This is a genomic window from Clostridium grantii DSM 8605 (assembly GCF_900129965.1).
Taxonomy (GTDB): domain Bacteria; phylum Bacillota; class Clostridia; order Clostridiales; family Clostridiaceae; genus Clostridium_AF; species Clostridium_AF grantii.
The window spans coordinates 208305-232489 of sequence record NZ_FQXM01000003.1 but is presented as its reverse complement, the minus strand read 5'-3'; the positions used below and the strand labels follow the sequence as shown (position 1 = coordinate 232489).

The window sequence follows — 24185 nt, the reverse complement described above, 5'->3', positions numbered from 1 at the left end:
AAGTTATAGCGAAGCCTTGTTAATACGCGACAAGGGAGGGATTTACAATGAAAATAAGAAAATATTTACCAGCTATAATGGCATTATTAGCATTAGCTGCTGCTGGTGGTTCTGCTACTTACCTAGGTTGGTAATTGTAATAATATTAGCATTGCCTAATAATTCAACTACTTGGAATTGTTGATAAATTAAGTTGTATTGGTCTTTATATATAGGAGGTTAATATGAAGAAAATACCCATCAAAGTTAAAAAATTCTTAATAATTCTATATTTGATAACATTTTTTTTGCTGGGAATATTTATCAAAAGTGATTACTTAATAGTAAAAATAATTGATTTTAAGCCATTCTTATTTTTTGTTTTTTTGGTTTTCTTAACAGAATCTTTAACAGTAGTATATAAAGATATTTCCATTAGTACAAGTTTTGCTATAATGGTTGCTACATATGTTTTATTTGGAGGCTTTAATGCAATTATAATTATAACAATAGGATTTGTTTTTCGTGTTGTAAAAAAAGGTGAGAAAGAATTCACACATGCTCTAAACACGCCTTTATATGGAACTATAGCAAATTGTTGTATGCTAATAAATCCAATAATGCTAGGTAACTGGGTGTACATCTTAATGGGTGAGATAATTAGTAATTCGAGTATAATTTGGGAAACATATAGAATTTTATTATTTGGAATAATATTTTTCTTAGCTAATACTGTATTAATGGCTATATTAGTTTCTTCATATTCAGGTAAGAAATTTATTTATATATTTTTAAATAATCTAAAAATAATGTTATTAAATACTATTGCGTTGATTCCTTTTGGTATATTGATAGCAGTTATTTTTGAAACATTTGGTTATTTAGGAGTACTTTTAATGCTTTGTCCAACTATCTTTGCCAGATACACATATTCTTTATTTATACAAACAAAAGATCAATCTATTCAATTGGTTAATACTTTATCAAAATCTCTTGAAGCAAAGGATGAATATACAGAAGGACATTCCCAAAGAGTAGCAGAAATAGCGACAGAAATTGCAAGAGAATTAAAATATTCTGAATGGAAAATTGAAGAAATAAGATTGGCAGCTTTATTACACGATATAGGAAAAATTGGGATTACGGATAATATATTATTAAAACCAGGTAGATTAGAAGATGAGGAATTCGATTTGATAAAAACTCACCCTGAAATTGGATATAACATTCTAAAAGATGTTAAAATTACAAAAGGTATAATTGATATAGTAAGATTTCATCATGAAAGGTATGATGGTGAGGGATATCCTTTAAAAAAATCTCATAAAGAACTTAGTTTTGAAGTGTTTATAGTTCAATTAGCAGATGCTATAGATGCTATGGCTACTGATAGGCCTTATAGAAAAGCTTTATCTGAAGAAAAAATCATAAAAGAAATCACATTCAATTCAGGAAAACAATTTCATCCAGAAGTAGTTAAGGCTTACATAAGTGTTATGGATAAAAGATCAAATATAAGTACAATGATTGGTAATGAGTTAGAGAGGTGTTAATATGAATTCTATAGCTATTATTTTAGCATTGATTATCGGTGTTTTGTCAAAGGGGAAAATTAGTAATTTGTGTAATATCCAATTGAAAAAAATTCATCTGATTTTTATAGCAATATCTTTAGAAATTGTTATTAAGATTTTACTTAGAAATGAAATTATTTATATAAACAATTTTACATTTGCTATTGATATAATTATGTATTTTATAATTTTCTTATTTATTTTTATTAATAGAGAAAATAAATTTATTCTTTTAATGGGGCTTGGATTTCTATTAAATGCTATAGTGATTTTCTCAAATGGTGGTGTAATGCCAGTAAGTAAAGTGGCAATGGAATCATTAGGAGCTAACTATGATGTTACTAAAACAGGATTATATGTTATAGCTAGTAGAACTACTAAATTTTATTATTTGAGTGATATTATTCCAGGTGGGGTCATGATAATGAGTATAGGCGATATTATTTCGGCGCTAGCTATGATGGGATTTATTATTAAAACTATGAAAAATGAATCACTTATAGGGATCCCACTGTGAAACTTGATTTATACTTGTACAAAATCTCCATGTTTCTAGGAGTTTTGGACACGTATAAATTAATAGTTGAACTGGGATACCTATAAAAATATTAAAATTTAAAAGGTTATTTTGGATTTGTATATTTAAATAAATTGAAGAATGGGAGCATAAAATTACTAATTGTGAATAGTGAATCCTTTAAAACGAAAATTATGCTTATATTTTTAGCATAATAACAGGTTGACATTATTTGTTCATTCTTATATAATCTTTAAAAGATAGTTTTTAAAAATTTATATTTATGCTATGAAAAGAAGTAGTAAATAGTAAGATGTTTTACAGAAAAGGGATAAAGCTGAGACCCCTAAATAATCAACTATTGAACTTGTCTTTGAGCAATGGGAAGAAAAATCCCGTCGGCCTAGCCGTTATGAAATTAAGAGAAATTTTGGATGGTACCGCGCAAACAGCGCTCCAATGGAGTAAGAGCTGTTTTTTTTGTACCTTTAATTCTAAAAAAACTATTAATAAATCGGCTATTTTTAAGAAAATAACATTCAATTTAAAAGTATAGTTATCATGTTGTTGGGAAAAGATGTTGACTTTTTACAAAAGATACTGTATTATACAAATTAATTCATTTATATGCACTGTTGTGTATAAATACAAAATTATATATGGTGTAAGTTAAGTACTAGAAAGTTGGATACTTAACAAAACCTGAAAATGCGTTGATAAGAAGTAGTAAATAGTGATATGTTTTAAAGAAAAGGGATAAAGCTGAGACCCCTAAATAATAAACTATTGAACTTGTCTTTGAGCAATGGGAAAAGAAATCCCATCGGCTTAGCCGTTATGAAATTAAGAGAAATTTTGGATGGTACCGCGCACAGACAGCGCTCCAATGGAGCAATGTCTGTTTTTTTGTACACTTAAAGACACTAAGATCAATTTTTAAACATTTAAATATTAAAATAAATGTATAAATTTTCGAAGAAAATTATCTATAACTGTGAACTGTACACTGTCAACTGTTCACTGACTAAAAGGGGGACATTTAAATGAGAAAAATTATAATTTTTGATACTACACTTAGAGATGGAGAACAAACACCAGGGGTAAGTTTAAACAAAGAAGAAAAAGTTGAAATTGCAAAACAATTAGAAGCAGCTGGAGTAGATGTTATTGAAGCCGGTTTTCCTATAACATCAAATGGAGATTTTGAAGCAGTTTCTGCTATCGCAAAAGAAATAAAAAATTGTACAGTAGCAGCTTTAGCTAGAGCAAATAAGAAAGATATTGATAGAGCTTGGGAAGCAATACAATGGGCTAATAAACCTAGAATTCATACTTTTATAGCTACATCTGATATTCATATGGAATTTAAATTAAAAATGCAGCCAGAAGAAGTTCTAAAGAAAGCTAAAGAAATGGTTGCTTATGCTAAAAGCCTTTGTGATGATATAGAATTTTCACCGGAAGATGGAAGTAGAACAAGACCAGAGTTTTTATATGAAGTTCTTGAAACAGTAATTGATGCAGGAGCTACAGTTTTAAATATTCCAGATACAGTTGGGTATTCTACACCAGGAGAATTTGGAGCTTTTATTAAAGGAATAAAAGAAAATGTTAAAAATATTGATAAAGCAAAGATAAGTGTGCATTGTCATAATGACTTAGGACTTGCAGTAGCAAATTCTTTAGCGGCTATGGAAAATGGAGCAGATCAAATCGAATGTGCAGTAAATGGTTTAGGGGAAAGAGCAGGAAATGCTGCTTTAGAAGAACTAGTCATGGCTATTAATACAAGAAAAGATTACTTCAATTGTGAAACAGGGGTTAATACAGAAAGAATTCATAGACTTTCTTCTTTAACTAGTAGAACAACAGGGGTAATGATTCAGCCGAATAAAGCAATAGTAGGAGCAAATGCTTTTGCTCATGAATCAGGAATTCATCAACATGGGGTATTGAGTAATAGAATGACTTATGAAATTATGACACCAGAATCTATTGGACTTAAAGATAATGTAATGGTACTTGGAAAACATTCAGGAAGACATGCATTTGAAGATAGAATAATAGAATTAGGTTATTCCTTGGATAAAGAAAAAATCAATGAAGCTTTTATTAAATTCAAAGAATTAGCAGATAGAAAGAAACAAATATTAGATGAAGATATTGAAGCATTAATTCATGAAGAAGTTATTGAAATTAATGAAAAATATATATTAAAAGATTTCCATACAACTACAGGAAATCAAATAAGATCTACATCCACAGTGAAAGTAGTTTCGGAGGATGAAATCTTTGAAGAAGCAGCCATTGGGGATGGACCAATAAACTCAATATTTAGAGCTATAGAAAGATCTTTAGGAGAAGAAATGGAATTATTAGATTTCTCAATAAAATCAATAACAGCAGGAAGAGATGCCTTGGGTGATGTAAGAGTTCTAGTAGCTAAAAATGGTAAGAAATTTGTTGGAAAAGGAATTAGTACTAATATTATAGAAGCAAGTGCTAGGGCTTATTTAAATGCTATTAATAAATATAAGAACAGCATTGAATAATTGACAGTAAACACTAATTATTAATCCTTTTAAGTTAACTACTAAAAAAATAATTATGCAAATAATATTTCAAATAAGATAAAAAAAAGACGGGGGTATTAAAAATGGGGATGACAATGACTCAAAAAATCCTTGCAGCTCATGCAGGATTGGAACAAGTTAAAGCGGGCCAACTTATTAAGGGAAAATTGGATTTGGTATTAGGAAATGATATAACAACTCCGGTAGCTATTAAAGAATTTAAAAAAATGGGAGTTAATAAAGTTTTTCATAAAGATAAAATTGCTATAGTACCAGATCATTTTACTCCTAACAAAGATATTAAATCAGCAGAGCAATGTGTTGAATGTAGAGATTTTGTTAAAGAAATGGATATAACAAATTATTTTGAAGTTGGCAGAATGGGTATTGAACATGCATTAATACCTGAAAAAGGCTTGGTTGTAGCAGGAGATGTAGTTATAGGAGCAGATTCACATACTTGTACTTATGGAGCTCTTGGAGCTTTCTCTACGGGAATAGGGAGTACGGATATGGCGGCAGGTATGGCAACAGGAGATGCTTGGTTTAAAGTTCCAGATGCTATTAAGTTTAATATTACTGGAGAACTTAGTGAATGGGTTAGTGGTAAAGATGTTATCTTGCACATTATTGGTATGATTGGAGTAGATGGTGCTAGATATATGTCTATGGAATTTTCAGGAGAAGGATTAAAAAATTTAAATATAGATGACAGATTTACTATGGCAAATATGGCTATAGAAGCAGGAGCTAAAAATGGTATTTTTGAAGTTGATGATATAACTATTGATTATATAAATGAACATTCTACTAAAGAATATACAATTTATAAAGCAGATGAAGATGCTGAATATGCTAGAGTTATTGATATTGATTTAAGCAAATTAGAACCTACAGTAGCTTTTCCACATTTACCTGAGAATACAAAAACTTTTGATGAAATAGGAGATATAGATATTCATCAAGTAGTTATAGGGTCTTGTACAAATGGAAGAATTGAAGATTTGAGAGTTGCAGCTAAGGTACTAGAAGGAAGACAAGTAGCTTCTAATGTAAGAGCTATAATTATTCCAGGAACTCAAAAGATTTATCTTCAAGCTATTAAAGAAGGATTAGTAGAAATTTTTATAAATAGTGGGGCTGTATTCTCTACACCAACCTGTGGACCTTGCTTAGGAGGACATATGGGAATCCTTGCAAAGGGAGAAAGAGCAGTTTCAACAACTAATAGAAATTTTGTAGGTAGAATGGGAAGTACAGAAAGCGAAGTTTATCTTGCAAGTCCTGCAGTGGCAGCAGCTTCAGCAGTTACAGGAAAAATTTCTTCACCTAAGGAGGTATGCAAATAATGAAAAGTACAGTGATAAAATACGGAGATAATGTAGATACAGATGTAATAATTCCAGCTAGATATTTAAATACTAGTGATCATAAAGAGCTAGCTTCTCATTGTATGGAGGATATCGATAAAGAGTTTCCTTTAAAAGCTGAAAAAAGCAAAATCATTATTGCAGGAACTAACTTTGGATGTGGTTCTTCAAGAGAACATGCACCTATTGCTATAAAAGCTTCAGGTATAGAGTGTGTAATTGCAGAATCTTTTGCCAGAATTTTTTATAGAAACTCTATTAATATAGGCTTACCTATAATTGAGTGTGAAGAAGCTGCAAAGGATATTGAAGATGGTAATGAAATAACAATTGACTTAAAAGCAGGTACTATTGAAAATATAACTAAAAATAAAACTTATCAAGCAGAGCCTTTTCCTGAATTTATTCAAGAAATAATTGATGCAAATGGACTTGTGAACATGATTAAAGAAAGGATGGCAGAATAATGAATATAACTATACTAAAAGGTGATGGAATAGGTCCAGAAGTAATGGATCAAGGAATCAAAGTTTTAGAAAAAATATCTGAGTTATACGCTTTTCCTTTAAATTTTAATTATGGGTTTATTGGCGGAGATTCAATAGATAGATTTGGAGTACCTTTAACAGACGATACAATAGAAATGTGTAGAAAATCTGATTCAGTTTTACTTGGAGCAGTTGGAGGAGAAAAGTGGAATCAACTTCCTAAAGAAATACGTCCAGAAGCAGGGCTTTTAAAAATAAGAAAAGAACTTAATTTATTTGCAAATTTAAGACCAGCAATTTTATTTAATCAACTTAAAGATGCATCTCCATTAAAAAATAGTCTTTTAGAAGATGGACTAGATATTATGATAGTAAGAGAATTAACTGGAGGAATTTATTTCGGAGAACAATTTCATGATGTAATAGATGGAGTTGAAACAGCTTGGGATACAATGAAGTATATGGATTATGAAATTGAAAGAATAGCAAGAGTTGCTTTTGAAATTGCACAAAAGCGTAATAAAAAATTAACTCTTGTAGATAAAGCTAATGTACTAGAGAATTCAAGGTTGTGGAGAAAAATTGTGGAAAAAGTATCAAATGATTACAAAAATGTGGAATTAAATTATCTTTATGTGGATAACGCATCAATGCAATTAGTATGCAATCCAAAACAATTTGACGTTATTGTAACAGGAAATATGTTTGGAGATATTATAAGTGATGAAGCTTCAGTAATTACTGGGTCTATAGGAATGCTTCCATCTGCTTCATTATCTGATGATAAATTTGGATTATATGAGCCTATTCATGGCTCAGCACCAGATATCGCAGGACAAAATATAGCCAACCCACTTGCTACAATAATGAGTGTAGCAATGATGCTTAAATACTCATTTGATATGAATGAAGCCTTTGACAGAATAAATGCAGCAGTAGAAAAAGTTCTAGAAAATGGATACAGAACAAAAGATATTTACGAAGAAGGAAAAACTTTATTATCCACAACTGAAATGGGCGAAAAAGTTATTCAATACTTATAAAATTATACCTGTAGGGGTCGGTTTCCATGCCGACCCGATTTTTTAATGCATTGTTAACCAATTAATTTTTATAAAAATAATCCAATGTTCTTCATTGACATTATATTTATATAATGCTACTATGACAGTATAAAATAAATTTATTTAAAAGATTACACGACTGGCGGAGATATGTGGAATTAACCACTATGGGAGTGTAATTAAATAGACAAACAACTTCAACTATAAATTTATTCAAGTCCATAACTCGCAAAAACATGAGATTTTGGACATGAGTAAATTAAGTTTATGTAAGATTTGTCTATAAATGCCGACCGCCTGGGCAACTTGTCCAGGCGGTCGTTTATTTTTTGCTTGGATTAGTAAAAACTAAGGAGGCATAAAATGAATTTAGAACAGTGGAAAGATTTTAAAAAAGGTAAATGGAACGAGGAAGTTAATGTTAGAGATTTTATTCAGAATAACTACCAGCCTTATTTAGGAGATGAAAATTTTTTAGTTAGCATAAGTGAGGCTACAAAAACTCTTTGGTCACAATGTGAAGAATTACTAGCAGAAGAACTAAAAAAAGGTGTTTTAGATATTGATTTAAATACCATATCAGGTATTGATAATTTTGAGCCAGGTTATATTGATAAGAATAATGAAAAGATAGTTGGACTTCAAACAGATGCACCATTAAAAAGAATGATAAACCCATATGGTGGAATAAGAATGGCGGAAAGAGCTTTAAAAGAATATGGATATGAAGTTAGCGAAAAAATGGATGAAATTTTTTCGAATTACAGAAAAACTCATAATCAAGGCGTATTCGATATATATTCAGAAGAAACTAAATTAGCGAGAAAAACAGGGTTATTAACTGGGCTGCCTGATGCTTACGGTAGAGGAAGAATAATTGGAGATTATAGAAGAATTCCTTTATATGGTATTGATAGATTGATAGCTGATAAGAAAAAAGATTTTAGTTTAATAAATATGGCTATGAATGAAGAAGTTATGAGACTTAAGGAAGAAGTTAGCGAACAAATAAAAGCTTTAGAAAAAATGAAAAACATGGCTAAATCTTATGGATTTGATATTAGTGTTCCAGCAAAAAATGCTATAGAGGCAGTTCAATTTCTTTATTTTGGTTATTTAGCAGCTATAAAAGAGAATAATGGAGCAGCAATGTCTCTTGGGAGAACCAGCACCTTTTTAGATATTTATATTCAAAGAGACATTGTTAAAGGCTTAATTTCTGAAATAGAAGCACAAGAATTAATTGATCAATTTATAATAAAATTAAGGTTGGTTAGACATTTAAGAACACCAGATTATAATGATTTATTTGCAGGAGATCCCAATTGGGTAACAGAGTCAATTGGGGGGATGGGCTTAGATGGCAGAACGCTTGTTACTAAAACTTCTTTTAGATATTTACACACTTTAATTAATTTAGGATCTTCTCCAGAACCTAATCTTACCATATTATGGGACAATAATTTGCCGGAAAAATTTAAAGAGTATTGTGGCAAAATATCCATTGAGACAGATTCTATTCAATATGAAAATGACTCTCTTATGAGAGAAATATATGGGGATGATTATGCTATTGCTTGTTGTGTTTCGGCTATGAAGCTTGGATATGAAACGCAATTTTTCGGAGCTAGATGTAACCTTCCTAAAGCATTGTTATATGCTATAAATGGGGGAAAAGATGAAAAGATAAATATAAAGGTAATTCCTAATATTGAACTAGTTAAAGAAGATGTATTAAATTACGAAGACATAAAAGAGAAATATTATAAAGTATTAGAGAATGTAGCTGAACTATATGCAAATACTATGAATGTAATTCATTATATGCATGATAAGTATGCTTATGAAGCAGGTCAATTAGCTCTTCATAATACTGATGTAGAAAGAATAATGGCTTTTGGAGTTGCAGGATTATCAGTGGTTACAGATTCTCTAAGTGCCATTAAATATGCTAAAGTTAAACCGATATATAAAGATGGAATAGCTGTAGATTTTGAAATTGAGGGTGACTTTCCAAAGTATGGCAACGATGACGATAGAGTGGATTCAATTGCAGTAGAACTAGTAGAAAAATTTATATCAGAACTAAAAAAGCATAAACTTTATAGAAATGCTAAACACACTTTATCCGTATTAACTATAACGTCTAATGTTGTATATGGAAAGAAAACTGGTTCAACTCCAGACGGAAGAAAAGCAGGAGAACCCTTTGCCCCAGGCGCTAACCCAATGCATGGTAGGGAAAATAGTGGCGCTCTGGCAGCATTAAACTCAGTAGCAAAAATACCATATAAAGATGTGTGTGAAGATGGGGTTTCAAATACTTTTTCTATAGTACCAGAAGCTTTAGGGAAAATAGAAGAATATAGACCTAAGCAATTAGTAAATATATTAGAAGGATATTTTTCTCAAAAAGCCCATCACTTGAATGTAAATGTACTTAACCCAGAAATGCTTATAGATGCAATGAATCATCCGGAAAAGTATCCATCGTTAACTATCAGGGTATCAGGATATGCAGTACACTTCAATAGATTAACAAAAGAACAAAAAATGGAAGTAATAAGTAGAACTTATCATAAAACAAATTAAAAACTGAAATGTTTAGCTAAAACAGTGGACAGTCAAATTGGGTTATCTTTTAATCCTAAACTGTCCACTGATATTAAAACTGTTAATTATTTTTTAAAGCTCCAGGCTCTTTAATTAACCCATTTCTATAAGCAATTAAAAGCATTTCGATTTCTTTGATGCTTTTTTGTAGTTCTTTTCCTTTATCTGTATCCATAACTCTTTTTCTCATAGGAGTTCTCTCTAATATGATAGCAGAAGAAATTATGTCTTTATCTTCATGGATTGCTTTTTGAATGGAGTCAAAAGGTTCATGAGAAATTAATAAAAGACCATAAGAATTATGAACTAAAGTATAGCCAGCAATTCCGGTTTCAGGTTGATAGGCTTTGCAAAAACCTCCATCTATGGCTAATAATCTTCCACCAGCTTTAATTGCGCTTTCACCATCAATAGATTTAACGGGCACATGACCATTAATTATATGAGATTTATCAGGGTTTAAGTTAAACTCGGACAAAAGTCTTTTGGCAAAACTTTCTTCATTTCTATAAGTATAATAAAGCCCTAGCTTTTCGTGATGGGTTTTTGTATCAGCGATAAAATAGCGCTCAAAAGTGGTCATTTTATCTTTTCCAAATTGAGGCGAATCTGTCCCACACCACAAATACCAAATCAAGTCCATAGCTTTATGTTGAGATACAATATCATCTTTAAAGAAATAAGCTTCTCGAGCAATTGAATCATATTTTTCAAGTAAGTCTTTACCTTTATAATAATCACCGTCAATAATAACCTTTTTAAAACTGCCATCCTCATTTAAAGGGATACAGCCATGAAAAAGTAAATTTGAATTATGAATTAAGTACATGCTACCTTTGCTATAAAGAAATCTAATATGTCTTTGAAGTTTTTCGCTATTAAGAAATGAATGTTTTAATTTTTTTATTAAAAGTTCTTCTTCAATAGTTAACTCATAAGGATTATCTTTATTTAATGTAGGAAGAAAATTATCTTTTATTGGGTATTCCATATTATTCAACAAAACTGTTGATTTTTCTAAATCAATTTTATCCAATAACAATCTATCATCCATATTGAATTCAGGATGATTCTTTATAATTTGACCTTCTAACTTAAATTGGATAATGGTTATGGCTTTATGCATTTTAGAAAGAAGTTTTTTTTCTTTTTTAGTGAATTTCTTGGTTGGATTATGAGGTATGTAATTTGTACAAGAATCTTCATCATAAATTTCCATGGCAAAAGTAGCTAGTGGAAGTAGATTAATACCATAACCATCTTCCAAAGTTCTTAAATTTCCATATCTTAAAGAATTTCTAAGTACATTTGCAATACAACTAAGATTTCCAGCAGCAGCGGCCATCCATAATAAATCATGATTTCCCCACTGTATATCTACAGAATGATGATTCATAAGCTCTTCAACTATGATTTCCGCACCAGGTCCTCTGTCATAAATATCTCCAACTATATGAAGACGTTCAACTACTAAGCGTTTAATAACAGAGGCTATAGCTATAATAAATTCATCCGCTCTATCAATATCGATAATGGTATCAATTATTCCATTATAATATTTCTGCTTATCCATTTTTTCATCTCTTTCATGAAGTAATTCTTCAATGATATAAGCAAAATCAGTGGGAAGTGCTTTTCTAACTTTTGATCTAGTATACTTAGAAGAAACTATTCTACAAATATCGATTAACCTATGAAGAGTGATTTTATACCAATCTGATATTTCATTTTCATTTTCTTTTATAAGACTCAATTTTTCTTCAGGATAATATATAAGTGTTATAAGGGTCTTTTTTTCGCTTTCTCTTAATGAATTTCCAAAAACTTCATTTATTTTTCTTTTGATAACTCCAGAAGCATTTTTTAGCATATGTGTAAATGATTCGTACTCACCATGAATATCGCTGATAAAATGTTCAGTACTTTGAGGTAAGTTTAATATTGCTTGAAGATTAATTATTTCAGTTGAAGCAGCTGAAATACTGGGATACTTGGATGATAATAGTTCTAAGTATCTTAAATCTGAAATGATTGCTTCAAGGTTCTTTTCGTCGAAATAAGTCATGGAATCCCCCTTAGATAAAAATATATATTCGTCAATTAATGACAAATATGATAAACAATTAAAATATATGCTATACAAATAAAGTATAGTATAAAAAAAAAAATAAGTATACACTTTTTAATAAAAAGTCATAATTAAATTTCAGGGATATTACAAGCTAGATATTTGGTAAAAGAAAAAAGAAAGTATTAACAAAAAATGAACAAATTATATTGTTATTGTATTTCTAATAATGTATAATGTAAATGTAGTTTGGTGAAATTTTATATGAATAATTAATCATAAATTTAGTGAAAATTAAATTCATAATATAAATTTACCGACATATTAATAAAATATGATAAATTAAAATGATAACATTTACAAAATGTGGGGGTATAGTATCTATGAATTCATTAGAATATAAGTCTAAATTAAAAGATAGCCTGGAAGCTTATTTTGATGTTTCTTTGGACAAGGAGTTAATAAACAATAAATTTGATATTTATGCAAATTTTAATTCCAGGAATGCAAAGTATATGCTATCAAAAAAAGCTGAAATTTATGCATATAAAAGCAATGAATATGTATTTTATAAAAACATAAACCAATCTATACATAAAGGATTTTCCAGGGAAATAAAAGAATATATATTAAATAATACAAATGAATTATTGCAATTAGATAAAGAACATATGAGTAGCATAATTAATGTTATTTTTACTATATCGGGAGGGTTAACTGAAGAAATAATAAAAGAAACAAAGAGTTTTAAGTTGTTCAAGAATTTTAATTTTGGTTTTAATGGATGGATGAATACCAGACTTATTGTAATTGATTTAAATACCAATGAAATTTATACAAATAAGTTTGGGAAAAAAGACGGAAAAAAATTTTTATTTAACAACTAGATAACAATTTAGATTTTACTGAATCTAAATTTTTATAAAAAAATTCAAGGAGGTTTATTATGAATTCTTTAGTACTTATTTTTGTTTCTATTGTATGTTTTGTTATAGCATATGCTACTTATGGTAGTTGGCTATGCAAGAAGTGGGGAATTGACGATAAAAGACCTACACCAGCTCACACTAGAACTGACGGTGTAGATTATGTTCCAGCAAAAGCTCCAGTTTTACTTGGACACCATTTTTCATCAATAGCTGGTGCGGGTCCTATTGTTGGTCCAATTGGGGCAGCAGTTTTTGGATGGCTACCTGTTATGTTATGGATAATCATAGGAAGTATTTTCTTTGGTGGAGTTCATGATATGGGTTCTCTTTTTGCATCAGTAAGACATGATGGGAAATCAGTTGGAGAAGTTATAGGTGTAAGTATGGGTAGAAAAGGTAAAAATCTTTTCTCATTGTTTGCTTGGCTTACATTATTACTTGTAATTGCAGCATTTACATCTATATGTGCTAGTACATTTACAGCAGTACCTTCAGCAGCTACATCTTCATTATTATTTATGGCTTTAGCGGTTGCTTTTGGATTTTTAGTTTATAGAAAAGGCGCTGGACTTTTATTAAGTTCCGTTATTGGAGTAGTTTTATTATTTGTATGTATTTGGTTAGGAATAATGTTCCCATTATCATTATCTTATAACGTATGGGTAATTATTTTATTAGTTTATATCGCAATAGCATCTATTGCGCCAGTTTGGATATTATTACAACCAAGAGATTATTTGAACTCATTTTTATTATATGCAATGTTATTAGGGGGAGCAATAGGTGTTGTTCTTATGCACCCAACAATAGAATTACCAGCTGTAACATCTTTTAATTTAGGAAAAGGTAATTTGTTATTCCCAATGCTTTTTGTAACTGTTGCTTGTGGTGCCATTTCAGGATTCCACTCATTAGTTGGATCAGGAACAACATCTAAACAAATAGATAGCGAAAAAGATATAAAGATTATTGGTTTTGGTTCTATGCTGATAGAAGGTGTACTAGCTACTTTAGCAATTATCACTGCTGCATATATTGGTGGAGATAAATTAAAAGAGCTATTAAGTGCTGGCGGAGCTGTTAATGTATTCTCATCAGGTCTTGGTGATTTTATGACAAGTTTTGGATTGCCATTTGAAACAGGTAAAAGTTTCACAGCTTTAGCTATTTCAGCTTTTGCATTAACATCTCTAGATACTGCAACAAGACTTGGAAGATTTATTTTCCAAGAAATGTTGGATAATGGTAGTGGAAAAGAATCTCCATTTACAAATAAATATGTTGCAACAATCATTACTGTTGTATTAGGTGGAGCTTTAACATTTAAAGGATGGGCAGCGGTATGGCCTATATTTGGATCAGCAAATCAATTGTTAGCTGCATTAGCTTTACTTTCACTTGCTGTTTTCTTGAAAAAGAGTGGAAAAGAGTATAGAATGGCAACAATTCCTACTGTATTCATGTTTGCGGTAACAATAGTTGCTTTAGTTATACTAATATATACTAAAATAACTGCAGGTTTTGCAGCAAATATTGTGCTTATAATTATAGCAGTGGCATTATTGGGATTATCTTTTGTATTAATAGCAGAAGGTATTAAAGCACTAAAAGACGAATAGTTTTGGTTTAAGTATATAAAAAATGCAAATAATAAAGCTAACGTAATTTTGCGTTAGCTTTATTATTTAATAAGGAAAGGGAGTTTTTTTATTGTCAGAAGAAAAATATACTTTCAAGAAATTTTTCGTGGATTTAAAGTTGTTTTTAGGAGCAGCCTCTGATTTTAATAGAAAGTCAAGTGCTATATTAGAAAAAGAAGCTCACAATGAAATGGATAATTTTGTTTTACTTTGCTATGGAGATTTACTAGGTTTGCCTATCCCAACTTCATATTATACCCTTGAAATTCTACCTTATATTGCAGATGATTTGGAACATTGGCAAAAAAGGATGTTAGATAGAAAATCAGTATGGGGTGAGCGTTGGGGAGATTATGATTTAGACGCATAAGATTATATTGGAAGGAGAAAATTCATGAACAAAATAGTATTCTTCGGAGGAAAAGGTGGAGTAGGAAAAACTACATGCTCAGCAGCTTTTGCAGTAGCTAGCGCTAACAGGGGTAAAAAAACACTTCTTGTATCTACAGACCCAGCACATTCTACAACACACATATTTGAAAGAAATATCGGTAAAGAAATTATAAATCTTCAAAATAATTTAGATGCTTTGGAAGTAGATGGGGAATATGAAAGTAAAAAATATATGGAAGGAGTAAGAGCTAATTTAAAAACAGTGGTAAGTCCTATTATAGTAAAAGAAATAAAAAAGCAGATTGATGCCGCAGCCGTTTCACCAGGAACAGAAGAGGCAGCTCTTTTTGATAAAATGATTGAAATCATTAATGAAAAATATGAAGAATATGATCAAATCATATTTGATACTGCACCAACTGGACATACAATAAGACTTATTTCCCTTCCAGAATTGTTAGGAGCTTGGCTTGAAACTCTTATTGGTAAAAGAAGAAAAGCTTTAGGGTTAATGCAAATGGCTAAAAATGCAGGAAAGAAAAATAAAAAAGATATAGAAGAGGATGCAGTTGTAACTATTTTAAAGAAAAGATTAGATAATGTGAATAAAGCAAAAAAAATATTGATAGATGATAAAAAAATGAGTTTTATTTTTGTTTTAAATGCAGAAAAATTGCCTATTGAAGAAACGAAAAAAGCAGTAGACACATTAGAAAAATATAAGATTCATGTGGATACTTTAGTAATAAATAGAATTCTACCAGAAGATATAAGTGATGAATTTTTTAAAAATAAAAAAAATCAAGAAGAAGGGTATTTGAAAGAAATTAGTGAATCTTTCAAAGGAAAAAATTTAGTTAAACTACCTATGTTAAATTCAGATATGAGAGCAACAAATATAAAGGAAATAGCGGAATTTTTTTAAAAAATAAAAGAACTTAAAAAGTTTAAATCAACTTTTATAAGTTCTTTTAAAAATTATTATTTTATTATTTTAATTTAAGTGTTAAAGTTTTAATTTCTCCATCTCTTGATACTTTTATTTCAATATCATCACCTATGGCGTGACTTTGTTTGATTTTATTTAATTCATCTAAAGTTTTGATATCTTTTCCGTCAAAACCAACTATAACATCACCATTTTTAAGTCCTGCAACTTCTGCAGCGCTAAATTCAGAAACCTCATGAACATAAATACCAACAGGGTAATTATATTTTTTAGACATTTCTTCAGTGATTTCTCTAACTGATATTCCAAGAGTTATTATAGGTTTTAATAAATCTTCAAGTAAAGGTTCTATATCGTTTATAGGTATTGCAAAGCCTAAACCTTCTACATTGGTACCACCTATTTTTGCACTATTTATTCCTATAACTTGGCCATAAATATTAACTAAAGCGCCACCACTATTTCCAGCATTTATTGCAGCATCTGTTTGAATATATTTTTGAGTTTTGCTATTCTCATCAGTAACTTCTCTGTCTAAAGCACTTACAATACCAGAGGTTATTGTGCCAAGAAATTCTTCACCTAAAGGATTTCCAATTGCAACTACAGGATCTCCTACTAATAGATTACTAGAATCACCGAATTGTGCAACGGCAGGTACAGTTACATTATCCTCAAGTTTAATAACTGCCACATCTAGCTCTTCATTATAATTAACAATTTTAGCAGCATGTTGAGTTTTCTCATTATCACTATCGCTTGTGGTGTTAAAAATAACGTTTATTTCTTTAGCACCAGCTACAACATGATAGTTAGTAAGGATATATCCTTCTTCACTAAAAATTATACCAGAACCAAATCCACCTTGATTAGGAAACCCAAATCCATCAAAAGCTGAAGAAGAAGTGGTAGAAACACCTACTACAGCAGGTCCAACTTGTTGAGCTATATTGGAAACGGATAAAGGTATATAGTTTGTTGAGGTTGCAGATGATGTTGTAGATTTTGGAGTAGTATTGTTAATTGAGTTATTTGAAACAACATTAGGGTTAAGTTGAGGGTAAAAATACATAGTAGCACCAGCTGAAACTACTCCGCCTAACATAGAACATATTAAACCAAAAACTATGTAATGGACAAAGCCACTTTTTTTAGTTTTTGTTTTATTGTGTTTAGTCGCTGAAATAGTATTTTCTTCAGTTTGAGTACTAAGAGATAAAGTAGTTTCATTTACCATTTCACTAGAGTTTTCGTTGTAATTTTCATTGTAATTTTCGTTCATAATTAATGCCTCCTATTTGATACATTATATAAGTTTATTATGACATAAAAAGTAAAACATTTCAAAAGTATACTTTATATATCCTTATGTTATATTAATATATTAAGTTCTTTGTGTGACAATTTGTTGACAGAAATATTATGAATATGAAAACTATTTTTGAACGAAGTAAAAATTGATTCATCTATCAAGCTAAAACACTGTGAACTGATAAAGGAATATGGTAAAATTAAAAAAAGACTGTGATAAAAGTGGGTGTTATAAATTGAATAAAACTATATTATTAGTTGAGGATGAAGAAAGAATTAGAAAGCTGATAAAAGCATATTTAACCAAAGAAGGGTATCAATGCATCGAAGCAGAAAATGGTGTAGAAGCTTTAAAGAAATTTAAAGAGTTCAGCGTAGACTTAATAGTACTAGATATAATGATGCCTTACATGGATGGATGGACAGTGTGTACAACTATAAGAAAAGAATCAGAAGTACCTATAGTAATACTTACTGCAAAAGCAGAAGAGGATGATAAATTACTAGGCTATGAGCTAGGGGCAGATGACTATGCTACCAAGCCTTTTAGTCCAAAAGTGCTAGTGGCCAAAATAAAAGCACTGTTAAAAAGAACAACTATAAATGAAATCAATATAGATGAAATAATAAAATATGATAAATTGGAAATTAATAATTTATCTCATGAAGTAAGTGTGGATAATGAAATAATAAATTTATCCCCTAAAGAATATGATTTATTAATATTCTTTACAAAGAATATTGGTATTGCTTTATCTAGAGACACAATACTTGATAAAGTTTGGGGCTTTGATTATTTTGGAGGGCTTCGAACTGTAGATACTAACGTTAAAAGATTAAGAGAAAAGTTGGGAGATATGTCTGAACATATTGTAACAATAAGGGGTAGTGGCTATAGATTCGAGGTGAAATAAATGAGAAAAAATATAAGCTTTAAGCTATTTATGGTTACTGTATTTTTCTTTCTTTTATTTATAGTAACTCAATTAATACTTCAATCTTTATTTTTCGAAAGATATTTTATTTGGAGAAAAACCACAGAGTTTGAAACAAAACTTAAAAAATTTGAATTTCAATATTATAATTATGTGGACGATTGGAGTAAAGCTATTGGTTTAATCAATGAATTCGAAAAGAATGAGGATTCAAAGATTGTAGTATTAGAAAATGATGGTACCATGAGCTATATAACAAAATATTATGATGAAAAAAATGATATAACAAAAATAAATGATGTTAAAGAAATAATAACTAAATGGAGAAATGATTCAAATAATGCATATAATTTAAAAACTGCTACTGATATTATAACTTATACAGTAAATAATAAAAATTATGATTTTAAACATTTAGTTTGTGTTTCTTCCATAAAAAAGAATGGAATTCAAGTGAAAACAATATTTGCAATCACTCCTTTAAATGAAGTTAGTGATACAATTGAAACTCTTTCAGATTTTTATATGTATTTTTATATAGTTGCTTTTGTAATTAGTTTAATATTATCAATAATTTATTCAAGAATGGTTTCAAGACCTTTGAGAAAAGTAACAAAAACTGCAAAGAAAATGTCACGATTAGACTTTTCAGAAAAATGTGAAGTTACAAGCCAAGATGAAATTGGAAGATTGGCAGAAACTTTGAATTTTTTATCAGCAAATTTAGAATTAGCATTAAATTCCTTGAAAAAATCCAATAAAAAATTAAAAATTGATATTGAAAAAGAAAAGAAAATAGAAAAAATGCGAAGAGAATTTATTGCTTCAATTTCTCATGAGTTAAAAACGCCAATAACTCTTATTGAGGGGTATGCAGAAGGATTTAAAGATGGAATATTTGAAGATGAGGAAAAAGACTATTATATAGATGTAATACTAGATGAAGCAAGAAAAATGGAAGTAATGGTGGCGGATATGCTTCAACTATCCAAATATGAATCTGGAAATATAGAATTACATATAGAGGAATTTGATATTATTCCTTTAATAAACAAAATAATTAAAAAAATGAGTACTTCTCAAGTAAATGATAAAAAATTAAATTTAATAACTGATTTTTATGAAAAAGAGATTTTAGTAAAAGCTGATATTCAAAGGATAGAAGGGGTTATAAATAATTTTTTTACAAATGCTATAAGACATACACAACAAGATGGAAATATATATGTAAATATTAAAGATGATAAAAGTCGGATATTTATTGAAGTGGAGAATGAAGGAAGCTTTATACCAGAAGAAGAAAAAAATAAAATATGGAACAAATTTTACAAAATAGATAAATCGGGTAATAAAAAATTTGGAGGTACAGGTTTAGGACTCGCTATAGTTAAAAATATACTAGAACTACACAAAAGCACTTTTGGGGTGGAAAATACAGAAAAAGGGGTTAAATTTTATTTTTCCTTAGACAAATAAAAATTATTTTTTATTTAGAATGGAATTTATTTCTCCCCCTATTAAAATCACTAAAGAACTCATATACAGCCAGATCATTAAAATAATAACAGTGGCTATACTACCATAAATCATAGAATAATTGCCAAAGTTATCTACATAGTATGCAAACCCAAGTGAGGATAATAACCAACCAATGGTAGCAAAAATTGCACCAGGAAAAACATCTTCAAAGGTGAGTTTTACAGTAGGTGTTACTTTGTATACAACTGCAAAAATAAAAATCATCAATATTAAAGCGAGAATATATCGCATTAAATTCCAAAATAAATTGAAGTTTATATTAAATCCTAGCCAAATAGTAAGTCTTAAACCTATAATATTACCAACTACAAGTAAAAAGAAAGCTATGATAATCATAAAAGTTAAGCCTAAAGTTCCAATGATGCCGGAAAGTTTTAAAACAATAAAGGATCTAGTTTCTTTGCTTTTATAGGCTCTATTCAAACCCTTAATAACTGCACTTAAGCCAGTAGAAGAAGCCCAAATAGTAACAATTAAAGAGAAAGAAAGCAAATTTCCTTTTTTAGAATCAAAAAGTTCTACAACAGTGGAATAAATTAATTCATAAACATTTAAAGGTAAAATAGCCTTAAGGCTTACTAATACTTCTGAACTGTCCAAAGGAAGATAACCAAAGATAGTAAAAAGAAATATTAAAAATGGGAATAAACTCAAAAGTAATCCGTAAGCAAGTTGAGAACTTAAAGCAAAAATATCATCATCATCTAATTTCTTAACTAATATTTTTATAAAATTTATGTAGGTCAAAGTTTTTCTCCTTTTTAGTGTTTTCATAAATATCCTTTAATCTAGTATAAATTAAAACAACAAAAATTAGTACAAAAATTAGTACAAAAATCTAAAGTATAAATAAAAATTATCAATAAAGTTTTACTACAAATAAATAAATGGGGGTACAACTAATGAAATATTTAAGATTTAATTATGAAGGAAATGAAGATTTGGGGATTCTTATTAATGAAGAAACAGTAATACCTTTTAAAAAAATTTTTAAAGAAAATTGTCCAAAAAATTTCACCGAATTTATTGAGAATTTTCACAATAAATATGAAAGCATCATTACAGAATTAAAAGATGAGGTTAAGGGAATTCCTTTAAAAAATGTTGATTTAAAAGCTCCTTTAAAAGAAATTCCACGTGGCGTGATTTGTTTAGGTAAAAATTATAAAGAACATGTAAAAGAAGTTCCATCAACTATGGATTTAAAGAATGGTATACCGGAATTCCCTATTTATTTCTTTAAATTAGTTAATGAGCCAGTGGGACCAAATGAGGTCATTAGTCTTCACCAAGAATTAACTTCACAATTAGATTATGAAGTGGAATTAGGAATTATAATAGGCAAGGAAGGAAAGGATATTCCACCAGAGAAAGCGGAAGAATATATTTTTGGATACACAATAATAAATGATGTATCCGCAAGAAATCTTCAAACAAAGCATGTGCAATGGTTTAGAGGAAAGGGGTTAAATAATACTTGCCCAATAGGTCCTTATCTAGTGGATAAAAGTGATATAAAATTCCCAGTACAATTAAATATTCAAAGTTACGTTAATGGTGAACTAAGACAAAATTCAAATACAAAAGAGTTAATCTTTGATATAAATTATATAATAAGTGATTTATCAAAAGGAACAACTTTAAAACCGGGAGATATTATAGCCACAGGAACTCCTTCAGGAGTGGGTATGGGATTTAAACCTAACAAATTCTTAAAAGCTGGAGATGTGGTTAAATGTGTCATTGAAGGAATTGGAGAAATGAGCAATATGGTTAAATAAAGTGAAATGTTAAAAGTTAAAACATAGTGCCGAAAGTACTGTGCACTATGTTTTATTCTTTTGGGGGTGTTGTAATGAAAAAAAATATTCATTTAATTGGAGCTGTTTTTGCAACTACATTATTTTGGGTTGTTTTAAATGAAAAAATTGAACTCTTAAATATAATTATAGGAATTGGTATAAGTTTAGTAGCATTAATTATTACCCGTAAATTTATATTAAAGAAACCATTTAGTGAAACTTATAGGTTTAACTTTCTATTTTTAGTGAAATTTTATTTGTATTTAATATATAAGATTTTTTCTTCTGGATTTCAGATACTACCTATTATTATTAAGGGAGAAGAAAATAATACTATTATAGATATAAAAACGGAATTAGATAATGAACTTTATATAGCACTATTAGCCAATGCAATAACTTTAACACCCGGCACAATAACTGTGGGAAATACAGGCAAAAACTTAAAGGTTTTGTGGATAAATCCTACCACTGATGATAGTGAAAAAGCAGGGGAAATTATAAAGGGAGATTTCGAAAGATTGTTAATAAAAGCTAGTAAAAAAAGTTTTTAATATAAAAAATGGGGTGGATAAATGTTTGAAATTATAGTTATGATGATAATAACCTTGCTGGGAATTGGAAGTTTAATAAGAATAATTTATGGACCCTCAATATGGGATAGAATACTTGGATTAAATTTATTTTCTTCAAAAATAATCATGTTAGTAGTTATATTTGCTTTTTATGAAAGAAAATCTTTTCTTTTAGATATAGCTATTGTATTTGCTCTTTTAGGCTTTATTTCAATAACGTTTATTTCAAGATTTATAATGAAAAAAGGTAAAATATAGAACAATTCTAAGGAGTGACTTTATGATAGATATTTTAGGAAATGCAGTTATTATAATTGGATTAATATTTATGTTTTTTGGAGTTTTTGGGCTGTTTAGATTCAAAAAATTTTATCCTAGGGCTTTATCAGCTTCCACAATAGATACTGTAGGATTTATATGTATATTAACAGGAATTATTCTTAAAGAAGGAATGAACTTTTTTTCTATTAAAATAGTATTAATATTAATAATTGCAATGATAATAAATCCAGTAGCAACCCATTCTATAGTTAAATCCGCTTATAAAAGTGGATATAAAGAAAAGTAATTATAAAGAAAATAAGAAAGGAAGAAAAGAGTTATGCTTAAAATATTTTTGATTTTATCTATAATTTTTGCATTTAAAGCGATTAACACAGAAAAACTCAGGGTGGCTATAATTAATATGGGCATATTCTCATTAATAAGTTCATTTTGTTATTTGATTTATAGCGCGCCAGATGTTGCAATTGCAGAGGCAGTAATGGGATGTACCTTAAGTACTATTCTATATTTAGTTGCTTTCCAAAAGTATAGAGTATTTTCTATTTACTATATTGCTATCAATGGATATGAAAAAGAATCTGGAGAAAGATTAAAAAAAAGAGAAAATCTTTTCAAAGTTATAGGCAGTTTTTGCAAAGAAAAAGAACTGGAATCTCATGTTATTTATACTAATGAAGATATTGAACATATTAAAGCAGAGCACGATTATGATTTGATAGTGCATGAGCATAATAATGAAATAACCATTTATGGCACTAATGACAATTATTTATTAGAAGGATTAGAAAAATTTATTTGTTTTAATTGTGATGAAAACCTTAATTACGAAATTGAAGAAATGCAAGAAAGTGAAGTTTCTCAGGAGGAGGTATTATGAAAAATAATAAATCTAAAAATAGAAGAATCTTTCTTGGAACATATCTATTAATAATAGCTTTATTTGTTTTATTTCTTTACTATAAAAACTCAGAAATAATACCTAACGAAATTATAACTTATTACACCAATTCAGCTTTAATAGATACAGGAGCTGAAAATGTGGTCACCGGAATTTATCTTAATTATAGATTATATGATACTTTCTTTGAAGCCCTTATGTTGCTGGTTAGTGTTATTGGAATAATTCATTTTTCCAGACATGATGGCAATGATCACCTTGAAGATGAAGATGTGAATAAAGTATGGGAAGAAAATTTGGAGCAATCTCAATTAATGACCTCAATGGGAGGATTTTTATATCCCTTCATACTAATATTTGGAGCCTATATAATTTTTAATGGTCACAAATCTCCAGGAGGAGGTTTCCAAGGAGGAGCAGTACTAGCTTCTGTTTTTATAATAAAATATTTAGTAATGCCAACAAACGATATTCATGCTGAATTTTTATATAAAACTGAGAAAATACTTTTCTTTTTAATAATTTCAACTGGAATAATATTTTCCTTTGGGGGTTTATTAACCCGATATAATTTCTTAAATGTTCCATTCTTGATTTTTATGAATACTTTAATTGGGATAAAAGTATTCTGCGGTTTATCAATAGTTTTTTATAGATTTGTTTTCTTTGAAAGTAGGTGATGT

Annotated in this window: 22 protein-coding genes; 19 read left to right on the top strand and 3 right to left on the bottom strand. The window is 29.2% G+C overall.

What is annotated here, in order from left to right; genetic code table 11:
- The first annotated feature begins 224 nt into the window (after window positions 1–224).
- The 7 genes from BUB83_RS03075 to pflB all read left to right on the top strand — a co-directional run bounded on the left by BUB83_RS03075 (window position 225) and on the right by pflB (window position 10157).
- Window positions 225–1532 carry an HD-GYP domain-containing protein gene (locus BUB83_RS03075; protein WP_073336916.1) on the top strand — a complete coding sequence of 436 codons (1308 nt, stop codon included), beginning with the start codon at window positions 225–227 and terminating at the stop codon, window positions 1530–1532.
- A gap of 1 nt (window position 1533) precedes the next feature.
- Window positions 1534–2070: a DUF5317 family protein gene (locus tag BUB83_RS03070; protein WP_073336914.1), complete on the top strand. Its 537-nt coding sequence runs from the start codon at window positions 1534–1536 to the stop codon at window positions 2068–2070.
- Between the two features lie 1043 nt (window positions 2071–3113).
- Complete coding sequence (locus BUB83_RS03065) at window positions 3114–4622, top strand: 2-isopropylmalate synthase (protein ID WP_073336911.1); 1509 nt, start codon at window positions 3114–3116, stop codon at window positions 4620–4622.
- A 104-nt stretch (window positions 4623–4726) separates the two neighbouring features.
- Complete coding sequence (gene leuC, locus BUB83_RS03060; RefSeq protein ID WP_073336909.1) at window positions 4727–5992, top strand: 3-isopropylmalate dehydratase large subunit; 1266 nt, start codon at window positions 4727–4729, stop codon at window positions 5990–5992.
- Window positions 5992–6480, top strand: a complete 489-nt coding sequence (gene leuD, locus BUB83_RS03055) for a 3-isopropylmalate dehydratase small subunit (protein ID WP_200801421.1) — start codon at window positions 5992–5994, stop codon at window positions 6478–6480. Before leuC ends, leuD begins: the two co-directional genes overlap by 1 nt.
- Window positions 6480–7544, top strand: coding sequence for a 3-isopropylmalate dehydrogenase (gene leuB / locus BUB83_RS03050; RefSeq protein WP_073336907.1), 1065 nt, complete (start codon window positions 6480–6482; stop codon window positions 7542–7544). Before leuD ends, leuB begins: the two co-directional genes overlap by 1 nt.
- 384 nt (window positions 7545–7928) lie before the next feature.
- A complete protein-coding gene (pflB, locus tag BUB83_RS03045; RefSeq protein WP_073336905.1) occupies window positions 7929–10157 on the top strand; it encodes a formate C-acetyltransferase in 2229 nt (742 codons plus the stop codon).
- An 82-nt stretch (window positions 10158–10239) separates the two neighbouring features.
- Here the strand turns inward: pflB and BUB83_RS03040 are convergent, their stop codons facing one another.
- Window positions 10240–12243, bottom strand: a complete 2004-nt coding sequence (locus BUB83_RS03040) for a fructose-1,6-bisphosphatase (RefSeq protein ID WP_073336903.1) — start codon at window positions 12241–12243, stop codon at window positions 10240–10242.
- A gap of 386 nt (window positions 12244–12629) precedes the next feature.
- Between BUB83_RS03040 and BUB83_RS03035 the strand changes: the two genes are divergently transcribed.
- The 4 genes from BUB83_RS03035 to BUB83_RS03020 all read left to right on the top strand — a co-directional run bounded on the left by BUB83_RS03035 (window position 12630) and on the right by BUB83_RS03020 (window position 16133).
- Window positions 12630–13133, top strand: coding sequence for a DUF8052 family protein (locus tag BUB83_RS03035; protein WP_073336901.1), 504 nt, complete (start codon window positions 12630–12632; stop codon window positions 13131–13133).
- A gap of 59 nt (window positions 13134–13192) precedes the next feature.
- A complete protein-coding gene (locus BUB83_RS03030; protein ID WP_073336899.1) occupies window positions 13193–14794 on the top strand; it encodes a carbon starvation CstA family protein in 1602 nt (533 codons plus the stop codon).
- A 91-nt stretch (window positions 14795–14885) separates the two neighbouring features.
- Window positions 14886–15185, top strand: coding sequence for a DUF7990 family protein (locus tag BUB83_RS03025; RefSeq protein WP_073336896.1), 300 nt, complete (start codon window positions 14886–14888; stop codon window positions 15183–15185).
- A gap of 24 nt (window positions 15186–15209) precedes the next feature.
- Window positions 15210–16133 (top strand): ArsA family ATPase, encoded by a 924-nt coding sequence (locus BUB83_RS03020; RefSeq protein ID WP_073336894.1) that lies wholly within the window; start codon window positions 15210–15212, stop codon window positions 16131–16133.
- A gap of 64 nt (window positions 16134–16197) precedes the next feature.
- On the opposite strand, the gene BUB83_RS03015 is transcribed toward BUB83_RS03020, so the two are convergent.
- On the bottom strand, window positions 16198–17439 hold the full coding sequence (locus tag BUB83_RS03015) for a S1C family serine protease (protein ID WP_084133376.1): 1242 nt from the start codon (window positions 17437–17439) through the stop codon (window positions 16198–16200).
- A gap of 265 nt (window positions 17440–17704) precedes the next feature.
- Between BUB83_RS03015 and BUB83_RS03010 the strand changes: the two genes are divergently transcribed.
- Together BUB83_RS03010 and BUB83_RS03005 are read left to right on the top strand one after the other, a co-directional pair.
- The gene (locus tag BUB83_RS03010) at window positions 17705–18382 is read left to right on the top strand and encodes a response regulator transcription factor (protein ID WP_073337071.1); all 678 of its coding nucleotides are present in this window, start codon (window positions 17705–17707) and stop codon (window positions 18380–18382) included.
- Window positions 18383–19879 (top strand): sensor histidine kinase, encoded by a 1497-nt coding sequence (locus BUB83_RS03005; RefSeq protein ID WP_073336892.1) that lies wholly within the window; start codon window positions 18383–18385, stop codon window positions 19877–19879. It begins immediately after the preceding gene.
- 3 nt (window positions 19880–19882) lie between these two features.
- Here the strand turns inward: BUB83_RS03005 and BUB83_RS03000 are convergent, their stop codons facing one another.
- Complete coding sequence (locus BUB83_RS03000) at window positions 19883–20716, bottom strand: YihY/virulence factor BrkB family protein (protein ID WP_073336890.1); 834 nt, start codon at window positions 20714–20716, stop codon at window positions 19883–19885.
- A 128-nt stretch (window positions 20717–20844) separates the two neighbouring features.
- Here BUB83_RS03000 and BUB83_RS02995 point away from each other — a divergent pair, with 128 nt between their 5' ends.
- From BUB83_RS02995 to BUB83_RS02970, 6 genes are all read left to right on the top strand, one after another.
- On the top strand, window positions 20845–21723 hold the full coding sequence (locus tag BUB83_RS02995) for a fumarylacetoacetate hydrolase family protein (protein WP_073336888.1): 879 nt from the start codon (window positions 20845–20847) through the stop codon (window positions 21721–21723).
- A 74-nt stretch (window positions 21724–21797) separates the two neighbouring features.
- Entirely contained in the window at window positions 21798–22298 is a 501-nt protein-coding gene (locus tag BUB83_RS02990; protein ID WP_073336886.1) for a Na+/H+ antiporter subunit E, read from the top strand.
- Between the two features lie 21 nt (window positions 22299–22319).
- Window positions 22320–22577 (top strand): MrpF/PhaF family protein, encoded by a 258-nt coding sequence (locus tag BUB83_RS02985; RefSeq protein WP_073336884.1) that lies wholly within the window; start codon window positions 22320–22322, stop codon window positions 22575–22577.
- A 22-nt stretch (window positions 22578–22599) separates the two neighbouring features.
- Entirely contained in the window at window positions 22600–22887 is a 288-nt protein-coding gene (mnhG, locus tag BUB83_RS02980; RefSeq protein WP_073336882.1) for a monovalent cation/H(+) antiporter subunit G, read from the top strand.
- Between the two features lie 33 nt (window positions 22888–22920).
- Entirely contained in the window at window positions 22921–23481 is a 561-nt protein-coding gene (locus BUB83_RS02975) for a Na(+)/H(+) antiporter subunit B (RefSeq protein WP_073336880.1), read from the top strand.
- Window positions 23478–24182 carry an MnhB domain-containing protein gene (locus BUB83_RS02970; protein ID WP_073336878.1) on the top strand — a complete coding sequence of 235 codons (705 nt, stop codon included), beginning with the start codon at window positions 23478–23480 and terminating at the stop codon, window positions 24180–24182. The genes BUB83_RS02975 and BUB83_RS02970 overlap by 4 nt, the downstream gene beginning before the upstream one ends.
- The last annotated feature ends 3 nt before the right edge of the window (window positions 24183–24185 follow it).

Excerpts from the sequence above, each read along its gene's own strand:
- BUB83_RS03075 (WP_073336916.1), top strand. The coding sequence starts at position 225 with ATGAAGAAAATACCCATCAAAGTTAAAAAATTCTTAATAATTCTATAT.
- BUB83_RS03070 (WP_073336914.1), top strand. The coding sequence starts at position 1,534 with ATGAATTCTATAGCTATTATTTTAGCATTGATTATCGGTGTTTTGTCA.
- BUB83_RS03065 (WP_073336911.1), top strand. The coding sequence starts at position 3,114 with ATGAGAAAAATTATAATTTTTGATACTACACTTAGAGATGGAGAACAA.
- leuC (WP_073336909.1), top strand. The coding sequence starts at position 4,727 with ATGGGGATGACAATGACTCAAAAAATCCTTGCAGCTCATGCAGGATTG.
- leuD (WP_200801421.1), top strand. The coding sequence starts at position 5,992 with ATGAAAAGTACAGTGATAAAATACGGAGATAATGTAGATACAGATGTA.
- leuB (WP_073336907.1), top strand. The coding sequence starts at position 6,480 with ATGAATATAACTATACTAAAAGGTGATGGAATAGGTCCAGAAGTAATG.
- pflB (WP_073336905.1), top strand. The coding sequence starts at position 7,929 with ATGAATTTAGAACAGTGGAAAGATTTTAAAAAAGGTAAATGGAACGAG.
- BUB83_RS03040 (WP_073336903.1), bottom strand. The coding sequence starts at position 12,243 with ATGACTTATTTCGACGAAAAGAACCTTGAAGCAATCATTTCAGATTTA.
- BUB83_RS03035 (WP_073336901.1), top strand. The coding sequence starts at position 12,630 with ATGAATTCATTAGAATATAAGTCTAAATTAAAAGATAGCCTGGAAGCT.
- BUB83_RS03030 (WP_073336899.1), top strand. The coding sequence starts at position 13,193 with ATGAATTCTTTAGTACTTATTTTTGTTTCTATTGTATGTTTTGTTATA.
- BUB83_RS03020 (WP_073336894.1), top strand. The coding sequence starts at position 15,210 with ATGAACAAAATAGTATTCTTCGGAGGAAAAGGTGGAGTAGGAAAAACT.
- BUB83_RS03015 (WP_084133376.1), bottom strand. The coding sequence starts at position 17,439 with ATGAACGAAAATTACAATGAAAATTACAACGAAAACTCTAGTGAAATG.
- BUB83_RS03005 (WP_073336892.1), top strand. The coding sequence starts at position 18,383 with ATGAGAAAAAATATAAGCTTTAAGCTATTTATGGTTACTGTATTTTTC.
- BUB83_RS03000 (WP_073336890.1), bottom strand. The coding sequence starts at position 20,716 with ATGAAAACACTAAAAAGGAGAAAAACTTTGACCTACATAAATTTTATA.
- BUB83_RS02995 (WP_073336888.1), top strand. The coding sequence starts at position 20,845 with ATGAAATATTTAAGATTTAATTATGAAGGAAATGAAGATTTGGGGATT.
- BUB83_RS02990 (WP_073336886.1), top strand. The coding sequence starts at position 21,798 with ATGAAAAAAAATATTCATTTAATTGGAGCTGTTTTTGCAACTACATTA.
- BUB83_RS02985 (WP_073336884.1), top strand. The coding sequence starts at position 22,320 with ATGTTTGAAATTATAGTTATGATGATAATAACCTTGCTGGGAATTGGA.
- mnhG (WP_073336882.1), top strand. The coding sequence starts at position 22,600 with ATGATAGATATTTTAGGAAATGCAGTTATTATAATTGGATTAATATTT.
- BUB83_RS02975 (WP_073336880.1), top strand. The coding sequence starts at position 22,921 with ATGCTTAAAATATTTTTGATTTTATCTATAATTTTTGCATTTAAAGCG.
- BUB83_RS02970 (WP_073336878.1), top strand. The coding sequence starts at position 23,478 with ATGAAAAATAATAAATCTAAAAATAGAAGAATCTTTCTTGGAACATAT.